This is a genomic window from Chitinophaga solisilvae (assembly GCF_009928525.1).
Lineage (GTDB): Bacteria > Bacteroidota > Bacteroidia > Chitinophagales > Chitinophagaceae > Chitinophaga > Chitinophaga solisilvae.
This window is the reverse complement of the sequence record NZ_JAABOK010000002.1, coordinates 159,954-178,503: the sequence shown is the minus strand read 5'-3', so window position 1 is coordinate 178,503 and position 18,550 is coordinate 159,954. Positions and strand designations below refer to the sequence as shown.

15 protein-coding genes are annotated in these 18,550 nt (G+C 46.8%); 6 read left to right on the top strand and 9 right to left on the bottom strand.

Features of this window, described 5'->3' with window-relative positions:
- Positions 1-93: 93 nt before the first annotated feature.
- Positions 94-2,493, bottom strand: a complete 2,400-nt coding sequence (locus GWG06_RS03545; protein ID WP_127042587.1) for a 3-hydroxyacyl-CoA dehydrogenase/enoyl-CoA hydratase family protein — start codon at positions 2,491-2,493, stop codon at positions 94-96.
- Between the two features lie 277 nt (positions 2,494-2,770).
- Positions 2,771-4,039 carry a M57 family metalloprotease gene (locus GWG06_RS03540; RefSeq protein WP_160711416.1) on the bottom strand — a complete coding sequence of 423 codons (1,269 nt, stop codon included), beginning with the start codon at positions 4,037-4,039 and terminating at the stop codon, positions 2,771-2,773.
- A gap of 339 nt (positions 4,040-4,378) precedes the next feature.
- On the opposite strand from GWG06_RS03540, the gene GWG06_RS03535 reads away from it, so the two are divergent.
- Complete coding sequence (locus tag GWG06_RS03535; RefSeq protein WP_160711414.1) at positions 4,379-4,606, top strand: DUF433 domain-containing protein; 228 nt, start codon at positions 4,379-4,381, stop codon at positions 4,604-4,606.
- Positions 4,603-4,947, top strand: a complete 345-nt coding sequence (locus GWG06_RS03530; RefSeq protein WP_160711412.1) for a DUF5615 family PIN-like protein — start codon at positions 4,603-4,605, stop codon at positions 4,945-4,947. The genes GWG06_RS03535 and GWG06_RS03530 overlap by 4 nt, the downstream gene beginning before the upstream one ends.
- 71 nt (positions 4,948-5,018) lie before the next feature.
- On the opposite strand, the gene metG is transcribed toward GWG06_RS03530, so the two are convergent.
- Positions 5,019-7,145 (bottom strand): methionine--tRNA ligase, encoded by a 2,127-nt coding sequence (gene metG, locus GWG06_RS03525; RefSeq protein WP_160711410.1) that lies wholly within the window; start codon positions 7,143-7,145, stop codon positions 5,019-5,021.
- Between the two features lie 127 nt (positions 7,146-7,272).
- Here metG and GWG06_RS03520 point away from each other — a divergent pair, with 127 nt between their 5' ends.
- The gene (locus tag GWG06_RS03520) at positions 7,273-8,178 is read left to right on the top strand and encodes a S66 peptidase family protein (protein ID WP_160711408.1); all 906 of its coding nucleotides are present in this window, start codon (positions 7,273-7,275) and stop codon (positions 8,176-8,178) included.
- A gap of 186 nt (positions 8,179-8,364) precedes the next feature.
- Here GWG06_RS03520 and GWG06_RS03515 read toward each other — a convergent pair whose 3' ends face one another.
- Both GWG06_RS03515 and GWG06_RS03510 read right to left on the bottom strand, forming a co-directional pair.
- A complete protein-coding gene (locus GWG06_RS03515) occupies positions 8,365-9,177 on the bottom strand; it encodes a HesA/MoeB/ThiF family protein (RefSeq protein ID WP_127044598.1) in 813 nt (270 codons plus the stop codon).
- Positions 9,178-9,192: 15 nt separating this feature from the next.
- On the bottom strand, positions 9,193-10,566 hold the full coding sequence (locus GWG06_RS03510; RefSeq protein WP_127044597.1) for a sensor histidine kinase: 1,374 nt from the start codon (positions 10,564-10,566) through the stop codon (positions 9,193-9,195).
- Positions 10,567-11,027: 461 nt separating this feature from the next.
- Between GWG06_RS03510 and GWG06_RS03505 the strand changes: the two genes are divergently transcribed.
- On the top strand, positions 11,028-11,579 hold the full coding sequence (locus GWG06_RS03505) for a YqgE/AlgH family protein (protein ID WP_127044667.1): 552 nt from the start codon (positions 11,028-11,030) through the stop codon (positions 11,577-11,579).
- Positions 11,580-12,081: 502 nt separating this feature from the next.
- Here GWG06_RS03505 and atpC read toward each other — a convergent pair.
- Both atpC and atpD read right to left on the bottom strand, forming a co-directional pair.
- A complete protein-coding gene (gene atpC / locus GWG06_RS03500) occupies positions 12,082-12,339 on the bottom strand; it encodes an ATP synthase F1 subunit epsilon (protein WP_127043781.1) in 258 nt (85 codons plus the stop codon).
- Positions 12,340-12,395: 56 nt separating this feature from the next.
- Positions 12,396-13,898, bottom strand: coding sequence for a F0F1 ATP synthase subunit beta (gene atpD, locus GWG06_RS03495; RefSeq protein WP_127043780.1), 1,503 nt, complete (start codon positions 13,896-13,898; stop codon positions 12,396-12,398).
- A 337-nt stretch (positions 13,899-14,235) separates the two neighbouring features.
- On the opposite strand from atpD, the gene GWG06_RS03490 reads away from it, so the two are divergent.
- Positions 14,236-15,465, top strand: a complete 1,230-nt coding sequence (locus tag GWG06_RS03490) for a purple acid phosphatase family protein (RefSeq protein ID WP_127043779.1) — start codon at positions 14,236-14,238, stop codon at positions 15,463-15,465.
- Positions 15,466-15,621: 156 nt separating this feature from the next.
- On the opposite strand, the gene pnuC is transcribed toward GWG06_RS03490, so the two are convergent.
- On the bottom strand, positions 15,622-16,284 hold the full coding sequence (pnuC, locus tag GWG06_RS03485; RefSeq protein WP_160711406.1) for a nicotinamide riboside transporter PnuC: 663 nt from the start codon (positions 16,282-16,284) through the stop codon (positions 15,622-15,624).
- 301 nt (positions 16,285-16,585) lie between these two features.
- Here pnuC and GWG06_RS03480 point away from each other — a divergent pair, with 301 nt between their 5' ends.
- Positions 16,586-18,040: a DUF6600 domain-containing protein gene (locus GWG06_RS03480; RefSeq protein WP_160711404.1), complete on the top strand. Its 1,455-nt coding sequence runs from the start codon at positions 16,586-16,588 to the stop codon at positions 18,038-18,040.
- Here GWG06_RS03480 and GWG06_RS03475 read toward each other — a convergent pair.
- Positions 18,037-18,549 carry a GNAT family N-acetyltransferase gene (locus GWG06_RS03475; protein WP_160711402.1) on the bottom strand — a complete coding sequence of 171 codons (513 nt, stop codon included), beginning with the start codon at positions 18,547-18,549 and terminating at the stop codon, positions 18,037-18,039. The genes GWG06_RS03480 and GWG06_RS03475 overlap by 4 nt on opposite strands.
- Position 18,550: the final 1 nt, after the last annotated feature.

Here is an 18,550-nt window from a genome sequence, read left to right as displayed (position 1 = left end):
AAAGTTCTTTTAAGCATCAATAAAAAAAGGAAATGCAGCGAATGATCTTATGGCTAATCTTCACTACATTTCCCTTTAAGATATAAAAAGTAATTAATTACGTACAGGTTTGCCTGTTTTGATGACGCTTTGGAGGCGTTCCAGTGTTTTGCGTTCTCCACACAGGCTGAGGAAGGCTTCCCTTTCCAGATCCAGCAGGTATTGTTCACTTACGAAAGACGGCTCTGTAAGGTCGCCGCCACACATAACATAGGCCAGCTTATTAGCTACTTTCTGGTCATGCTCTGAAATATAATTACCGAATCTCATGGCGTAAACGCCTGCGAGCAAGGCTCCCAGAGCGCTGCGGCCCATCACTTTGATATCGGTTCTTTCTACAGGGCGGGTGTAGCCTTCATCGGCGAGGGCTATCACACTACGTTTGGCATCCGCTATCAGGCGGCTGGCATTCATGGTTATTTCATCGTGTCCCTTGCGGAGTACGCCCATATCAAAGCCTTCAAAGCCTGATGTGGCTACTTTGGCAGTGGCTACGGTCATAAAATAATCTTTCAGCGGTTCTTCCTCAATACGTCCTTCTTTGAATTCCAGGCTGGCGCGCAGGGTCATTTCTTTGGTACCACCACCGCCGGGAATGAGGCCTACACCGAGTTCCACGAGGCCGATATATGTTTCTGCCGCTGCCTGTACCTTATCGGCGTGCAGCGCCATCTCACAGCCGCCACCCAGGGTGAGCGCATGCGGGGCTACTACTACCGGTATGGAAGAATAACGCAGTCGCATGGTGGAGCGCTGAAACAAGCGTACAGCCATATCCAGTTCATCATACTCCTGCTCTGCCGCCAGCATAAAGATCATACCTACGTTTGCGCCGGCGGAGAAATTAGTACCGTCGTTACCTACTACCAGGCCACGGAAATCTTTCTCAGCACGGTCTACCGCCTTATTCAATCCTTCCAGCACTTCGCCTCCGATAGTATTCATCTTTGTTTTCCAGTCGAAGCACACAACGCCGTCACCGATATCTATCAGGTTGCAGGCACTGTTTTTCCACACAATATTATTGGAGTAGTTTTCCAGGATGATGAACTCGCCTTCGCCCGGAACAGCCTTGTAGGCCTGGGATGCGAGGTCGTAATAGAATTTCTTGCCGTTGTCTGCCTTATAAAAGGTTTTGATACCTTTTGCGAGCATCTCTTTCACCCAGGGGGCTACGGTAAGCCCTTTCTCTTCTATCAGTTTCACGGAGTTTTCCACACCGAGGAGATCCCATGATTCAAACGGACCTATCTCCCAGCCGAAACCGGCTTTCATGGCATCGTCTACCTTGTAGATATCATCTGCTATTTCAGGAATGCGGTGGGACACATAGGAAAACAGGTGGGCATGGAACTGCTGATAGAACTGACCAGCCTTATCAGTAGCGGCTGCCAGTGTGCGGAGACGCTGTTTCAGATCTTCAATAGGTTTGGCAGCTTCTATACTACCGAATTTCGGACGCTGCTTAGGCCCGTATTCCATCGTTTGCAGGTTCAGCGTCAGGATTTCCTTTCCGCCTTCTCCCTTTGTTTTTTTATAGAATCCCTGTCCTGTCTTATCTCCCAGCCAGTTATTCTCCACTACTTTCTGCAGGAACGGAGGTATCTCAAAAATGGCGGCGGCCTCATCATCCGGACAGTTATCCTTCACCCCTTTGGCCACTTTCACCAGCGTGTCAATGCCCACTACATCCGCTGTGCGGAAGGTAGCAGATTTAGGTCTGCCTATTACCGGCCCGGTGAGGGCATCTATCTCATCAATACCCAATCCCATCTCCTGCATGATATGGAAGATAGCCATAATAGAAAACACGCCTACCCTGTTGGCAATAAATGCCGGTGTATCTTTACAGAGTACGGTGGTTTTGCCCAGGTACAGGTCCCCGTAATGCATGAGGAAACTGATTACATCCGGGTCAGTATGAGGAGTGGGAATTATTTCAAGCAGGCGGAGGTAACGCGGTGGGTTAAAGAAGTGGGTACCGCAGAAATGTTGCTGAAAGTCTTCGCTGCGGCCTTCTGTCATCAGGTGGATAGGAATGCCGGAAGTATTGGAAGTAATCAGGGTACCGGGTTTGCGGTATTTCTCCACTTCCGTGAAAACAGATTTTTTAACATCCAGGTTTTCCACCACCACTTCAATGATCCAGTCAACATCCGCAATGCGTTTCATATCATCCGTGAAGTTGCCGGTTTTGATACGTTTCACCACATCTTTGGTATATACCGGGGAGGGATTTGATTTGATGGCGGCCTGCAGTGCATCATTCACGATCCGGTTCTTCACGGCAGGGCTGTCCAGGGTTAAATTTTTCTTTTTTTCACCGTCGTTCAATTCCTTCGGGGCTATATCCAGCAGTAACACCTGCACGCCAATGCCCGCGAAATGACAGGCAATCCTTGATCCCATTACTCCTGAGCCCAGTACGGCTACTTTGTTGATGTGTCTTTGCATAGCTTTTGGCTTTAACTGTTAGCTGTCAGTCTTTAGTGTAGCTTCCAGCGATTGTGACTTATTTTCCGATTTTCCGATCCCTGAATTTAGTGTTTTTTGTTCTTCAAACCGTTGAGCTTATATGAATTCTTTTATGCGGGAAAGGATATTTGGGAAGATGTTAACAGTTAAACCTTTTATATAATACTGGTTTTCATCCTGTGCCGCAAGGCGGCGGGGATGAAAACCAGCGGGGTTAATATTCAGTAGCGGGCCTCAGGTACCGGTGTTTAATAGTTCAGGGGGCCTGGATGTACCAGCGTTGATTATCATTACCGAACCAAATCCATTGTTGTATTTTAGCGCCATCGCTGCCAATCCTGATAGCATCCACATCCAGCGTCTTACCACTTGCCCTGTTGATAAGGGAATAAGTTCCATCTGCTTCAGGTTTTACCACCCAATGTTGGTTGGCACCATCCAGCCAGCCCCATTGTTGCACCTTGGCACCGTTTCCGCCAATGTAGTTATAGTCAACATCCAGTACTTTGCCGCTGGCAACACTGGAAATCTGGTAATAACCATTTCCCAGGTAAACAAATCTCCATTTCTGATTATTGGTATTAGACCAGACCCATTGCTGCACCTGTGCCCCATCGCTGTTGATACGGTTAAGATCGACATCCACAGCTTTACCGCTCGCAACACTTATAATTTTATAAGTTCCGTTGGGTATGGAATAGGTACCATGCTGATCACCATATAAATATCTCAATGCTACCTGGTCATTGGCATTGAACGGACGGCTCACACCGGAGCCTACACAGGCCAGCATCCAGCTGTTGGGATCTGCGGCTGTCGGCGTACCGGGAATGTTCACAGCGCCTATACCGGCATCTCCTTCGTTGATACTACTGCCTCCGCAGCTGTAAGCCCTGTTGAAATAGTCAGTATGACGTAAGCCGATCGTGTGGCCTATTTCATGTGCTATAATAGTAGCCATGTAAGCCTGATTAGGTGTACTCCCTATATAGCCGGCATTAAGCCTGATCGGGCTGGGCGGGTTACCCTGCGCATCCGGGAAGCCGGCAGACTGACCCAATACTCCCCAGCCGAGGTTGGCATTGATGATATCCACTTCTCCTCCGCTGGCAACACGACGGAAGGTAAGACGCAGACCCAGCGCATTATAGCGGGCAATAGCCTCATCTGCCGCCGCGACATAGGCAGCCGGAAGATTCGTAACAGAAACCGTAATCTCACGGGTACCGGGAATAGCAATCAGGTTATTGGTCTGATACTGCTCTGTTTTGGCTATCAGCAGCTTCTGTCTGTCAGACTGCCCGCTTAAAGATTCGTCAGACAGAAAAATATCTCCTTCTACCACATAACCATTTTCTACTCTCCTGATATCTTTCGTACTAAATCCCTGGGATTTAATCTGACTGATAACATCCGCAGTGATTTCCTTCCGGGGTTCTTGCTTTACCTGCTGGTCTTTCTGGCAGGATGTGAAAATAAGACCTGATACAAGCAGGCATGCACATGCTTTCAATAAATGCTTCATGTAAATTAATTTTCAGATTTTGGGATCTGGGTTAAAAAATATTCCCTGGTAATGAGGCCCGGAATTGCTTTCCGGCAGGGGGTATTTGATTGACTGATGATGGTTTAATCGTTTTTCAATAATATATTTCAGTATAGTGACACGAATTTCAGACATCTGACATGCATTGATACTTCAGTGGAAAAGCACTGCAATTAATCCAGTAGTCCTAACTAAAAAAATAAATACGTAAAAACACGTAGAAATAATTCAGTCAGGCGACACCCTCAATTAATCAAATAGTATAAAAAAGTCTTCTTTTTTACTTAAATTCGCTAGACTTAATAACACAGGAATATTATGGACTACAGGGATTACATAGAATCAAACATCAATATAATGCTAGGCAAACCCGTTATCAAAGGAACCCGCATTTCTGTTGCCCTGGTTCTGCAGCGATTATCTGAAGGAGCAACTATACCTGATCTGCTTAATGCTTATCCAACTTTAACCCCTGCTGCTATCAATGCCGTATTAGCCTATGCATCAGACGTGATTAATAACGAAAGTATTATAGCAGTTGCATGATCCTGGCAGATGAAAACATACATACTTACATCATTAAATCCTTGCGGGAAGCTGGTTTTGAGGTAACCTCAATAACAGAATTAAATAAGGGTATTAAAGATGAAGAAGTAATTGAATGGACATTAAAAAATGACTATCTGTTGCTGACGGAAGACAAAGATTTTGGAGAATGGGTATTTGCCCATCATATAAAGGATCTTAGCGTACTTTTCCTCCGATATGCTTTTTATGAATACAAAGAAATTACGCAATCCGTCATCTACTTACTAACTACACAGGAATTGCAACGGCCTGTTTTTGTCACGCTTACTCCGAAGAAAATAAGAATCCGACAATTATAACCTTTTCAATATTAAAGCGGAAAGCCGGCGCTCAATGCACCGGCTTTCCGCTTTAAATATATCATAAACACTTAGCTGATCGCGCTTCCCGGAGGGGTTGCCTCTGCAGGGTTTACAAATATCAGCTTGCCGTTATGTTCTGCCATCAGGATCATACCCTGGCTTTCAATTCCACGCATTTTGCGGGGCGCCAGGTTGGCCACCAGGGTTACCTGTTTGCCTACAATCTCTTCCGGTGTGAAGTGCATGGCTATACCGGAAACGACTGTACGTTTTTCTGTTCCGATGTCTACCTGCAGCTTCAATAATTTATCTGCCTTCTCTACCTTCTCTGCCTGAATGATGGTACCTACACGCAGATCCAGTTTAGCGAAGTCGTCATACTGAATTTCTGGTTTCGGCGGCGCTGCAGGCGTGGCTGTTTCAGCAGGTGCAGGCGCATTTTCCGCGGCCGATTTTTTCAGTCCTGCATGCAGTTTTTCTATCTGCGCAGTCACCTGTTCATCCTCTACTTTCTTGAACAGCAGTTCAGGGGCACGCAGGCTGTAACCAACGCTCAGCAGTTTGTCGCTGCCGGCATTTTCCCAATCCAGCATACGATCCACCACTTTCAGCATATGGCATATTTTCCTGGCGGTAAAAGGCAGGAAAGGATTAATGAGGATAGACAGGTTAGCGGTCAGCTGCAGGCATACATGCAGGCAGTTCTCGATTTTCGCCTGTAATGCAGGAATATCAGCCTGTGTGTATCCGGCTACTTCCTCTCCGGCATTCAGTTTTTCTATGGTTCTGGAATAGATCCACGGTTCGCTTTTCTGCAGATACTGATTGCCTTTGCGGGAGAGTTCGATCACTTCACCGAGCGCTTCCCGGAAGCGGTAGTTCTCGATGCTGTTTTCCACTTTTTCTTTTGCAGCAGCAAATTCGCTTAACAGCTGGCGGTCTGCTTCATCGGCAGTATCCTGGTGCAATGGCGGCACTTTGCCTCCGCAGAGTTTATGCATGAGTACCATGGTACGGTTAATGAAATTACCGAAGATGCTCACCAGCTCATTGTTATTGCGGTCCTGGAAATCTTTCCAGGTGAAGTCGTTGTCTTTTGTTTCCGGCGCGGTGCTGCAAAGTACGTACCGCAGTACATCCTGCTGATCGGGGAAGTCTTTGATATATTCATGTACCCAAACCGCCCAGTTACGGGAAGTAGATACCTTCTCTCCTTCAATATTCAGGAATTCGTTGGCCGGCACGTTCTCCGGGAATACGTATCCGCCGTGTGCCTTCAGCATTGCCGGGAAGATAATGCAGTGGAATACGATATTATCCTTACCGATAAAATGTACCAGCTTGGTATCTTCCTTACACCAGTAGTCAGCCCATTCGGGGGTGAGTTCTTTGGTAGCGGAGATATATCCGATAGGTGCATCGAACCATACGTAGAGTACTTTACCATCAGCATCCGGCAGCGGCACTTTGATACCCCAGTTGCTGTCGCGGGTCATGGCGCGGCTTTGCAGGCCGTTATCGATCCAGCTTTTGCACTGTCCGTATACGTTGTTCTTCCATTCCTTATGTCCTTCCAGCAGCCATTCCCTGAGCCAGGGTTCGTAGTTCTGCAGCGGCATGTACCAGTGTTTGGTCAGCTTTTTCACAGGTACCGCATCGCTGAGTGCAGAGTGTGGGTTGATGAGTTCATCCGGGCTTAATGTTCTGCCGCAGCGTTCGCACTGATCGCCATAGGCTTTATCGTTGCCGCAGTTAGGGCAGGTGCCGACAATATATCTGTCTGCCAGAAATACTTTTTTCTCCGGATCGTAATACTGTTCTGATTCTTTTTCTTCGAACAGGCCATCATTATACATCTTCAGGAAAAATTCCGAAGCGGTTTCATGATGAACGGGATCGCTGGTGCGGGCAAAGATATCGAAGGAAATACCCATCGCTGCAAAGCTGTCGCCGATGATCCTGTGGTATTTATCCACTACATCCTGTGGGGTGATGTTTTCCTTCATGGCCTTGATGGTAATAGGAACGCCATGTTCATCGGTGCCACATACAAATTTTACGTCAGCCTTTTTTGCACGCAGGTATCTTACGTAAATATCTGCGGGCAGATAGCATCCGGCCAGGTGTCCGATATGTACCGGGCCGTTGGCATACGGTAATGCCGCAGTTATTAGATATCTATTAAATTTTCCCATACTATCTTAAAGAATGCTTAAATAAATTTTAAATCGGTTTTTTGTCTTTGGAATCACCAAACAATTCACCACCTTAGTTGCGAATAGTAAATGTATTCACTAATCTGCAAAGGTAAACAAAAGTACAATGGTAAAAATTCCGCCATATCTGAAAAAAGGCGATCTGATAGGAGTTACCTGCTCCAGCAGCAAAATGGAGCTGCAGGCAGCAGAATATGCAGCCGGTGTGCTGTCATCGTGGGGGTACCGGGTTCACCTGGGAATCACTGTAGGCACCAGTTTCCACAATTTTTCCGCGCCGGATGAACTCAGGCTGGAAGAACTGCAGGATATGCTGGATGATCCGGAAATAAAAGCCATCGTATTCGGCCGCGGCGGATACGGGATGGTCTGTATACTTGATAAGCTCGATTTCACCCGCTTCCGCAAGCATCCCAAGTGGTTATGCGGCTACAGCGATATTACCGTGCTGCATGCACATATACATCAGCGTTATGGCATTGCTACCATGCACTCGATGATGTGCAGCGGCATTACGCCTGAAACCATTGACAACGAATATGTGCAGAGTCTTGAAAATGTGCTGAAGGGTAAAAGCTACAAATATTCCGCGCCCGCCCATCCGTTCAACCGCGAAGGGAAGGCAACCGGGCAGCTGGTAGGCGGCAATCTGTCCCTGCTGGCCAATATCTCTGGCAGCAAATCACAAATCAAAACAAAAGGCAAAATACTACTGCTGGAAGACATCGGGGAATACCGGTATAATATTGACCGCATGATGTATAACCTGAAACGCGCAGGCTGGCTGGATGAACTGGCCGGACTGGTGGTAGGCGCCTTCACTGACGGAAAAGAAACCACTACCCCTTTCGGGCAAACCGAATACGAAATTATCCACAACCTGGTAAAAGACTATGGCTACCCGGTCTTCTTTGGCTTTCCCAGCGGCCACCAGCCCGAAAACTACACCCTCCAGCTAGGCATAAAACACCAGCTGAAAGTCGGGGAAAAATTTAGTTATTTAGCTATTTAGCTATTTGAGATTTTATTATTTGATTGACGGATTTTGGAATTTTTTGATTTTGAGATTTTGAGATTTTTTGAATGCAGCAAAGACTTTCGCGTATATGTCCGCTGCATTTAAAAATTCCAAAATCAAAAAATTCCAAAATCCGTCAATCAAATAATAAAATCTCAAATAATAAAATAATAAAATACTCTAGTCTTCTACGTCGGGAACTATCTCCAGGCCGTATTCTTCGGCGGTCAGGATGCCGTTGGCGATAGCAGATGCTATGATGGCTTTGTCGGCCGTTAGTTCATGTACCTGCGTGTGGTTATGCAGGTAGTCCATACCGTAAAGTTTGCCGGCGAGGCCGCCGGGTACTTCAATCAGATATTTCAGCACTTCACAGACGATATGCATGCCGGTAGCGCCATGGGTGATACCGAGGGCGCCTGCGTCAAAATTACGGTACTCTTCTGTCAGCGGCAATGCGCAGCGGTAGGTGGCAGTACGGGTGCCATCGGGCAGGGGCATATTAAAACCTCCGAACCAGGACAGCCAGTTGTGTACTTCTCCGATAACGAAGGGAACGTTATGTTTCAGGCAGGCATCGTTCACTACCAGGTGCGTAGGGTGGTGCTGGGAGCAATCTATTACCAGGTCGAAACCGGGCAGCAGCAGGGCTACGTTGGCAGGCTTTACCTGTACCAGCATGGGATAATGCTTGGTAAACGGATTCACCGCCCAGAGGCGGCTGGCAGCCATTTTTGCCTTATGCTTGCGTATGTCCTGCATCTGATAGATGGGCTGGCGATGCATATCTTCATCGTTGATAACGCCATAGTCGGCAATACCGATCACCCCTACGCCGCTGGCGCTGAGGTATTGCAGTACCGGGCTTCCCAGGCCTCCTGCGCCTACTACCAGTACACGCGCCTGCTTTAATTTATCCTGCATATCTACGCCTATGCCCGGAACGGCGATAGGGTGCTTAAAATGCTGTAGTTCTTTTTCACTTAATGTCATTGCCTGATCCTTTATCTATTCCTGCAGAAATTCCAGGGTAAACTTACTTCCTTTACCGAGGGTACTTTCCACTTTAATTTTTCCCTTGTGCGCGTCCACGATGGCTTTTACATAGGTGAGGCCCAGTCCGAACCCTTTTACATTATGCACATTACCGGTGTGGGCGCGGTAAAATTTCTCAAAGATACGTGAAATAGTATCCCGGCTCATGCCGATGCCATTGTCTGTGATAACGAGCACCAGGCTTTTGCGGGTATTATAGGTCTGGATTCTTATCTCCAGGTTCTCGTTGGAATATTTGATAGCGTTATCCAGCAGGTTGAAGATAACGTTGGAGAAATGCACATCATCCGCCATGATAACGGGGTTGATGGCATCCAGCTGCAGGTCTACCACACCGTTCCTGGAGGCCAGCTGCAGCTGCAGGTTATCGGTGGTATTGCGGATAACGTTATGTACATCGGTAGCCTGCAGTTTGAGGCCGATTTCGTCTTTCTCCAGCAGGGCGGACTGCAGGATGCTTTCCACCTGCTTGTTCATCCGTTTGTTTTCTTCCTTGATGATGCCGGAGAAGTACTGGATTTTATCGGGTTTACTGAGCACCTTTTCATTGCCAATAGCATCGATGGCCAGGGAGATGGTGGCCAGTGGTGTTTTCAGCTCATGGGTCATGTTATTGATGAAGTCCGATTTGATTTCGGAGAGTTTCTTCTGGTTCAGCAGGGTGCGGATGGTCAGGGCAAAAGCTGTTACGATGATCATGGTAAACAGGATACCGCCGGTAATCATGATACCCAGCTGTTTGGCGATAGAATCGTCCGTAGGCATGATCACCATGAGAGATTCAGTATCCGGCCCTATGTTCATGGCGTCTTCCAGGGGTACGATCTGTATCTGGTATTTCCGGTGGTTGGTAGCATCCAGGCTGTCCTTTTCGTTTTCCTGCAGCATTTTCACAAATCCGGGGGATTTCAGTTGCAGGTCGGCGCCCAGGGACGTCTGGGGCACAATGATGGCAAATTCAAAATTGGAGGTGTCGAGGTGATTTTTCCTCATGTTGGTAGCAATCAGGTTCCTCAGTTCCTGTAATTTGAAGAATTTACGCACGGGAGGGAGCGGCTGATTGATGGGCAGTCCTTCCAGGGAAAATGCCGGGTTTGTTCTGTCAAAGGCGTTGGGATCGTTGAGTTTGAACGTTATGACAGTTTGCCGGGTATACAGCATGTCATTTTGTACATCTCTGATCATATTGACACTTCTTTCGGCTATCTGTTCCCTTTTAATGGCAATAGCACTGCGGATCCAGTTTACCTGGATGTAGATAATGCCTAATAATGATAAGGTAATCAGTACAACAATGACAGGAAATATTTTCTTTAGTGGTATCATGCAATTTTAGGTCAGGCCTTAAATATACTTAACCTGAGATATTAATAAGTGTTAAAAAAGATATTTGCTATAGCAACCTTGATACAAAATTAAATAGTTAGGCTTGCTACCAGGGCTGTTAACATCAATACAATATTACTTTAACGTAATTTTAACTGGCGATTGCTGATTTTTTTAATGCTACTTTTCTTACCTTTGTCTCACAAGATTGGTACTAAATTTGATTAGTAACAATCATAACAAAGTAATTAAACTTTCTACATACATCGACGTGGATTCGTTCCATAAGCGATTTAGATTTTGGTTGATAAAATGGTAAGGAGGTTTTCTAGCCTCCTTTTTTTATTTCCTTTATTTTCCCCCATTTATATTTTCTGCTTCATTTTCAGCTTTTTAGATTTCAGGTACTTTGTATCAATCATTTATTTTAAATTTGGTCAAGCGATCAAAATTGTATGCATATGGTAACCTTGTCGCCCGGTATGTTGTTAATAGCTGACCCATTTCTTAAAGATCCCAATTTTTCCCGCACCGTCATATTGTTATGTGAGCACGAAGAAAAGGGGAGTTTTGGTTTTGTGATCAACCGTTTATTTGATCAGCAGCTGGATGCGCTGATTCCGGATGTGCTGAGAACAAATATTCCTGTGTATTACGGAGGCCCTGTACAGGTAGATACGATTCATTTTGTGCACCAGCAGCCGGAGCTGATCCGGGGTGGTGTGGAAATCATTCCGGGTATTTACTGGGGCGGTGAGTTTGACAATGTGGTGGAATTACTGAATAACGGCACCCTGGATCTGAATAAGATTAAGTTTTTCATTGGATATTCCGGCTGGACTACCGGTCAGCTGGAAGAGGAGCTGAAGGAGAAATCCTGGATACCTTCCAGCAGTTCTCCGTCGCTTGTATTTGAGCCACAGGAGCAGCAGATATGGCAGTTATCGCTGAAGCATCTGGGTAGTAACTTCGCTATGATGGCAAATTTCCCGATTGATCCTTCTCTCAATTAAATTGTAATATTCTGAAAGAGAAGGACATGCACACTCATATATTCATATGATAAAAAATGAATAAAAATGAATGGTGTTTTTTGAAACAAATTAAATATCTTGCTAAAGCAACAGATACGAAACGAATAAAAATAACCCGTTAATATCAGGTAAGGAACAACCGATTAGATACACCTATGAAGGCAAAACCTATGAAAAACATTTGCTCCTTCAGTAGACCGAAGCCGAATTTACCTGATCAACGATAGATAATATCATTAAAGGCATTATTCATTAGGTAATATACACAGCCTGAGAAGGCTGTTCATTGATGTACGTGTATGACTGCGGTTATTCCATATAACCGTGAGGTTCATGTATTGTACTGAGATGAATAATAGCGGAAATCCCGACAGGTATTCTTACTGTATTGACGGGTCTTCTAAGATTGGAATAGTTAGGACAAAACGAAGGCCGGGTAATCTTACCCGGCCTGTTTTATTTCCTTTATACTGGTAATATGTTATTTCTCTATTGCTACAGCACCTTCTACGAGCACAGTAGCCTTATTGCGCAACACTTCTACAAATCCGCCGCTGATAGTGAAAAACTCAGTATGGTTTTTATCTTTCAGCACTTTCATTTTACCATTTCCGAGCGCTGCGATTAATGGCGCATGTTTATCCAGTATTTCAAAAGAACCGTCAATGCCGGGCAGTTGTACGCCGTACACTTCGCCTGCATATAATTTTCTTTCTGGTGTTAATACTTCTAATAGCATGTTATGATCGTGAATGGTGAATGGAAAACGATCCCGGCGCGCCGGGATCATTTTAATTAGTTATTGGCTGCTTCCAGTAATTTCTTACCTTTTTCAATAGCTGCCTCGATGTTACCAACGAGGTTGAAAGCTGCTTCCGGATACTCATCCACTTCACCGTCCATGATCATGTTGAAACCACGGATTGTTTCTTCGATCGGAACGAGTACGCCTTTCAGACCGGTAAACTGTTCTGCCACGTGGAAAGGCTGTGACAGGAAACGTTGTACACGGCGTGCACGGGATACAGTCTGTTTATCTTCGTCGCTCAACTCATCCAGACCCAGGATGGCGATGATATCCTGTAACTCTTTATAGCGCTGCAGGATAGCTTTTACACGTTGTGCGCAGTTGTAGTGAGCTTCACCTACGATAGCAGGTGTTAAGATACGGGAAGTAGAGTCCAGCGGGCTCACAGCAGGGTAGATACCAAGGTCGGAGATCTTACGATCCAGTACCGTGGTAGCATCCAGGTGGGAGAACGTGGTGGCCGGAGCCGGATCCGTCAAGTCATCCGCAGGTACGTAAACCGCCTGTACGGAAGTGATGGAACCATTTTTAGTGGAAGTGATACGCTCCTGCATCAGACCCATCTCAGTGGCCAGGGTTGGCTGGTAACCTACCGCAGATGGCATACGGCCTAACAGCGCGGATACCTCAGAACCTGCCTGGGTGAAACGGAAGATGTTATCAACGAAGAACAGGATATCACGGCCACCACCTGCAGTACCATCTCCGTCACGGAAATATTCTGCCAGGGTCAGACCGGACAGTGCCACACGGGCACGTGCTCCAGGAGGTTCGTTCATCTGACCGAACACAAACGTAGCCTGTGATTGTTTCAGTAATTCTTTATCTACTGAAGTCACGTCCCAATCGCCGTGCTCCATGGATTCTTTAAACTTGTCACCGTATTTTACGATGTTCGCCTCAATCATCTCACGCATCAGATCGTTCCCTTCACGGGTACGCTCACCTACACCGGCGAATACGGACAAACCTTCGTAACCTTTCGCGATATTGTTGATCAGCTCCTGGATCAATACGGTTTTACCTACACCCGCACCACCAAACAAACCGATTTTACCACCTTTTGCATATGGCTCGATCAGGTCGATTACCTTAATACCGGTAAACAGTACTTCCGTGTCAGTTGCCAGATCCTCAAATTTAGGCGGCTGGCGGTGAATAGGATAACCGTTGTCGGTTGCGATATCGCCCAGACCGTCAATAGCCTCACCTACCACATTGAACAAACGTCCTTTAACCTGGTCTCCAATTGGCATTTTAATAGGCGCGCCTTTATCCACTACGGCCATTCCGCGAACCATACCGTCGGTGGAGTCCATTGCCACGCAACGTACGCTGTCTTCACCCAGGTGCTGTTGTACTTCTAATACTACTTTCTGACCATTTTCGCGGGTTAATTCCAATGCGTTGTAGATTTCGGGCAATTTGTCCTCAAAGTGCACGTCCACCACGGGACCGATAATTTGTTTGATCTTACCTGTGTTAGGCATATTTTTAAAGAGGTTTATAAAATACTAAAAAGTTATTTCCTCAAAAATCATCAGACTCCTGACAATTTCTAAAATTTGCCGCAAAGGTAATAGTTAATGGGTGAAAATCAAAAAGCGATTACGGAAAAAAATCCTTTTTCCACCCCATTTTTTACCCTGATATCCGTTATATCACCTGTCGCTACCCCCAATTTAAAGCAGCGCCTGTCAAATATACTTTTTATTCTATCTATAACTATCTGCCTGCAACCCACCCTCCATTCATGTAAAAATAACACCGCTTTCCCATCCCGATCACTATTTTTAACCCCAATCGTTATATATGCAATAATATAATATGAAAAAACACAACAGTGAACTATCCCGCCGCTCTTTCATCGGCAACCTGTCCAAAGCAGGACTGCTGGGCGTAGCCGGACTGGCCCCCGTAGCCGCCAAAGCCAGCGCCCTCAGCACCAGCACCGCCCGCACAGCAGACAACACCCACTCCTTCCTCTGTAAACCTTACCTGCAGTACCCCGCACCGGATACCATATCCGTTATGTGGCTCACCGCACGCCCCTGCTACAGCTGGGTGGAATACGGAACAGACGGACAGCTCAATCTGAAAGCACACCATGTGACCAGCGGGCTCGTGGACGCCAACAACCGCCTCCACCGTATAGACCTGCCACACCTGCAGCCCGGTAAACAATACAGCTACAAGGTGTTCTCCAAAGATATCGTGGAATTTCAGCCGTATAAACTCACCTACGGCGAAACCATCTCCAGCGATACCTACACCTTCACCGCGCCGGACCCGCACGCCAAAGAGGTGTCCTGGCTCATGATAAACGACATTCATGACCGCCCGGAATCTATCCCCCACCTCGTTGGGCTCCACGGGCAAAATCCGTATGACTTCGTATTCTTCAATGGTGACGTATTCGACTACCAGGCTGATGAAAAACAAATCATCGACCACATGCTCACCCCCTGCGGCAATACCTTCTCTACCCAAAAGCCCTTCATGTACGTACGCGGCAACCACGAAACCCGTGGTAAATATGCCCGCGAATGGCACCAGTATTTCGATAACCCCGGCCACGGCAGCTACTTCGCCTTCACCTGGGGCCCCGTGCACGCTATCGTACTGGATACCGGAGAAGATAAGGAAGATACCCATCCCGTATACGCCGGCATCGTAGACTTCGATAACTACCGCATCCAACAGGCCCAATGGCTGGAACAGCAACTGCAAAGCCCCGCCTACCGGAAAGCCAAACATAAAGTTGTCATGATGCACATCCCGCACTACCACGGCGGCGACTGGCACGGCACCGTTCACTGCCGCAACCTGTTCGGCCCCCTCTTCAATAAATACAAAATTGACATCCTCATCTGCGGCCATACCCATACCTACGGCGTTCATGCCCCGGTACCCGGCCAGCACAACTACCCGCTGATCATCGGCGGCGGCCCGAAAGACGGCAAACGCACCCTCATCAGCCTCAAAGCCAACCAGCAGGAACTGGTACTGACGATGCTGAAAGACGATGGTAGTGTGGTAGGGGAATATAAAGTTTAGTTTAATTACGAATTACGAATTGCGAATTACGAATGTAAACGCGAAGAGCTAAACGAAGATTAAAGGTGATAAGTATTAAATATCACTTTTAATCTTCGTTTAGCTCTTCGCGTTTACATTCGTAATTCGCAATTCGTAATTCGTAATTATTATCGTTTACCCATTAACGTTAGTAACCCCATCCCCCGTCTTACCATACGCCCTCACCCACCCCACAAGCCCCATAGTGGCTATTATCAGCAGAATAAAGTATTCTACACCGAGGAACATCACTCCCTTTTTGAAATAGATAATGGTGGCTACAGCATCTACCAGTACCCACAGCAGCCAGTTTTCCCAGATACGTTTCGCCAGCAGGATATTGGCTACCACGCTGCAAACCGCCACCAGCGAATCTGTATAAGGATATGCCGCCGGATGTACAAATACCGAAGGCCACCAGATATGCAACCGGCTGATAACCCATCCGGTGCAGGCGGACAGTAACAGGGTAATGATACCCAACACCCACCTGTGGCTGTTTGCCAGCGCATACACCGGCTCGTTCTCCGGCTTTTTGTGGTACCAGAAAATCCATCCGTATACACCTGTGGCAAAGAAATATATCTGCAGAAACATATCTGCGTATAACTGCAGCTGCCAGAACAGCAGGAAGAAACAACTCACATTAATCAGCCCTGCCGGCCACGTCAGTATATGATCGCGGGCAGCCAGCCAGACACATATCAAACCTGTCACCGTTCCGATAAATTCTATATAGCTGACCGGATACCCCAGTGCCGTAAAAAAGTGATTATTAACATGGAAAAAATCTATCATAACACAATAATACACGTTTTCATGAAACATTCTGCCAGCAAAGGTTACAGCGGGTTATTTTTTTTGGAACGCAATTTGTTTTATAGTAGTTGTAACGCCGGAACTGCAGCATAAGCGTTATAAAATTTTTAACATTTTTCTTTAACATTTTTCAGCAATTTCTGCTTTAGACCGCGTTAAAACCACCATTTAAACATCAGTAGCAGATACCGGAATAATCAGAGAGGAATTACTCACCAGCCATTATATCTCCACAAAGTCTAATAAACAGGAAAACAAGAAAAGACTAAAAATCAGGAGTATGAACAGAATATTAAAAATATCAGGATTATCTCTTTTACTTATATCCTTCCTTGCCAGTTGTGCTACCACCTATGCACCATATGACGGCGGCTACGGCTCCGGATCCTACGGTTCCTACGGTTCAGGTTCACAATTTCAGGTAGGGGCCTCTATATCTTTTTATGATGAACTGAGTCCCTATGGCCGGTGGACAAATTACGGCAGTTATGGCAACGTGTGGATACCCAATGTAGGACGTGATTTCAGACCGTATTACAGTGGAGGTCACTGGATGTATACGGATTATGGCTGGACATGGATGTCCGACTACTCATGGGGCTGGGCTCCCTTCCACTACGGACGCTGGATATTTGACAACTTCAGCGGATGGATGTGGATACCGGGCAATCAGTGGGGACCAGGATGGGTAGACTGGAGAAGTGGAGGAGACTACTACGGATGGGCGCCTATGGGTCCCGGCGGATATGCTGTTCCGGTTAACAGCTGGGCATTTATCCCGAGACAATATATCGGCAACAGGTATATCAACAATTATTACATCAATAACAGCAGAAATACCTACATCTACAACAATACCACTGTGCTTAACAGAACAGTCAGAGGCGGTTCAAGCGACAGAGTGATGAGCGGCCCTACCGCCCGTGAGGTGGAACGCTACACTGGCAGCGCTGTACGCCCGGTACGCGTCACTAACCTTGACAGGCCAGGTACAGGCAGAGTGGAAAGCAACCAGGTACGTATGTACCGCCCGGATGCTGCCGCCATAGACAGAGGTAACCGCACCGGTACAACCGGTAACAACGGCCGCCCGTCAAGAGTAATGGACGGCGGTAACAGCAACAACGGCGTGGGCACAGGCACAGGCCGCCCATCCAGGGTAATGGATAATAATAACAATAACGGTACCTGGCAGCCCAATAACAATAACAATAACAATAACAATAATAACAGCGGAAGAATTTCCAGGGATCAGTTCCCGGCAAACAACGGTAATAACAATACCAGCCAGCCTGTTAACAATGGCCGTCCGTCAAGGGTTGCAGACCAATGGCAGCAGGACCAGCAACGGATCCAGCAGCAACAACAACAACAGCAACAACAGCAACGGATTCAGCGTGAACAGCAATGGCAGCAACAACAACAGCAGCAACAGCAACAAAGAGTTCAGCAGGAACAGCAACAACAGCGGATCCAGCGCGAACAGCAATGGCAGCAACAACAGCAGCAGCAACAGCAACAAAGAATGCAGCAGGAACAACAGCAGAGAATGCAGCGTGAGCAGCAACAACAACAACAACAACAACAAAGGCAGCAGATGGAACAACAGCAGCGGGTCCAGCGTGAACAGCAGCAAAGACAACAACAGCAATACCAGCAACAGCAACAACAACGTCCGTCAAGGGTTGCTGAACCAGCCGGTGGTGGCGGAAGCGGAAGAGTAAAAAGGGATTAAGGCTGTTTGTACACGTATTTATATAGTTGATTTTTTACTTGCAGAAAGGTTTCACCAGGTGTGAGACCTTTCTGCATTAAACGCAGTTCCAATGGCGGAAATCCTTTGTGATGGGGCGGTTGATGATATACCTCCGGAAAGGCCTGATAACCCAGCCTTTCATAAAAAGCAATACGCCTGACTGCCTGCGCTGTGAGTGGTGGTTCTACTTCCAGCACGATGCCGCCCGTCTGCTCTTCCAGCAGCCGCATAACATGACTGCCGGTGCCACCACCTCTCATATCCGGATGTACCGCGAAATACTCAATAAAGAAATAATCCGGCAGCTGCCAGTAAAACAGAAAACCGCCGAAAACGCCTTCCTTATCCAGCGTCAGCAACCGTAGCCGGTCATGTTTCAGCAATTCAGACAAACTATCCCAGGGCCGCTTCTCCTCCAGGGGAAACGATGCTTCATACAATTCTCTTACTGCTTCTTCAGGTGTTACGGTCGGAACTAAACGGATCATG

What these genes read in the sequence shown, in the direction of transcription:
- GWG06_RS03545 (WP_127042587.1), bottom strand. Translation starts at nt 2,493, where the DNA reads ATGCAAAGACACATCAACAAAGTAGCCGTACTGGGCTCAGGAGTAATG.
- GWG06_RS03540 (WP_160711416.1), bottom strand. Translation starts at nt 4,039, where the DNA reads ATGAAGCATTTATTGAAAGCATGTGCATGCCTGCTTGTATCAGGTCTT.
- GWG06_RS03535 (WP_160711414.1), top strand. Translation starts at nt 4,379, where the DNA reads ATGGACTACAGGGATTACATAGAATCAAACATCAATATAATGCTAGGC.
- GWG06_RS03530 (WP_160711412.1), top strand. Translation starts at nt 4,603, where the DNA reads ATGATCCTGGCAGATGAAAACATACATACTTACATCATTAAATCCTTG.
- metG (WP_160711410.1), bottom strand. Translation starts at nt 7,145, where the DNA reads ATGGGAAAATTTAATAGATATCTAATAACTGCGGCATTACCGTATGCC.
- GWG06_RS03520 (WP_160711408.1), top strand. Translation starts at nt 7,273, where the DNA reads ATGGTAAAAATTCCGCCATATCTGAAAAAAGGCGATCTGATAGGAGTT.
- GWG06_RS03515 (WP_127044598.1), bottom strand. Translation starts at nt 9,177, where the DNA reads ATGACATTAAGTGAAAAAGAACTACAGCATTTTAAGCACCCTATCGCC.
- GWG06_RS03510 (WP_127044597.1), bottom strand. Translation starts at nt 10,566, where the DNA reads ATGATACCACTAAAGAAAATATTTCCTGTCATTGTTGTACTGATTACC.
- GWG06_RS03505 (WP_127044667.1), top strand. Translation starts at nt 11,028, where the DNA reads ATGGTAACCTTGTCGCCCGGTATGTTGTTAATAGCTGACCCATTTCTT.
- atpC (WP_127043781.1), bottom strand. Translation starts at nt 12,339, where the DNA reads ATGCTATTAGAAGTATTAACACCAGAAAGAAAATTATATGCAGGCGAA.
- atpD (WP_127043780.1), bottom strand. Translation starts at nt 13,898, where the DNA reads ATGCCTAACACAGGTAAGATCAAACAAATTATCGGTCCCGTGGTGGAC.
- GWG06_RS03490 (WP_127043779.1), top strand. Translation starts at nt 14,236, where the DNA reads ATGAAAAAACACAACAGTGAACTATCCCGCCGCTCTTTCATCGGCAAC.
- pnuC (WP_160711406.1), bottom strand. Translation starts at nt 16,284, where the DNA reads ATGATAGATTTTTTCCATGTTAATAATCACTTTTTTACGGCACTGGGG.
- GWG06_RS03480 (WP_160711404.1), top strand. Translation starts at nt 16,586, where the DNA reads ATGAACAGAATATTAAAAATATCAGGATTATCTCTTTTACTTATATCC.
- GWG06_RS03475 (WP_160711402.1), bottom strand. Translation starts at nt 18,549, where the DNA reads ATGATCCGTTTAGTTCCGACCGTAACACCTGAAGAAGCAGTAAGAGAA.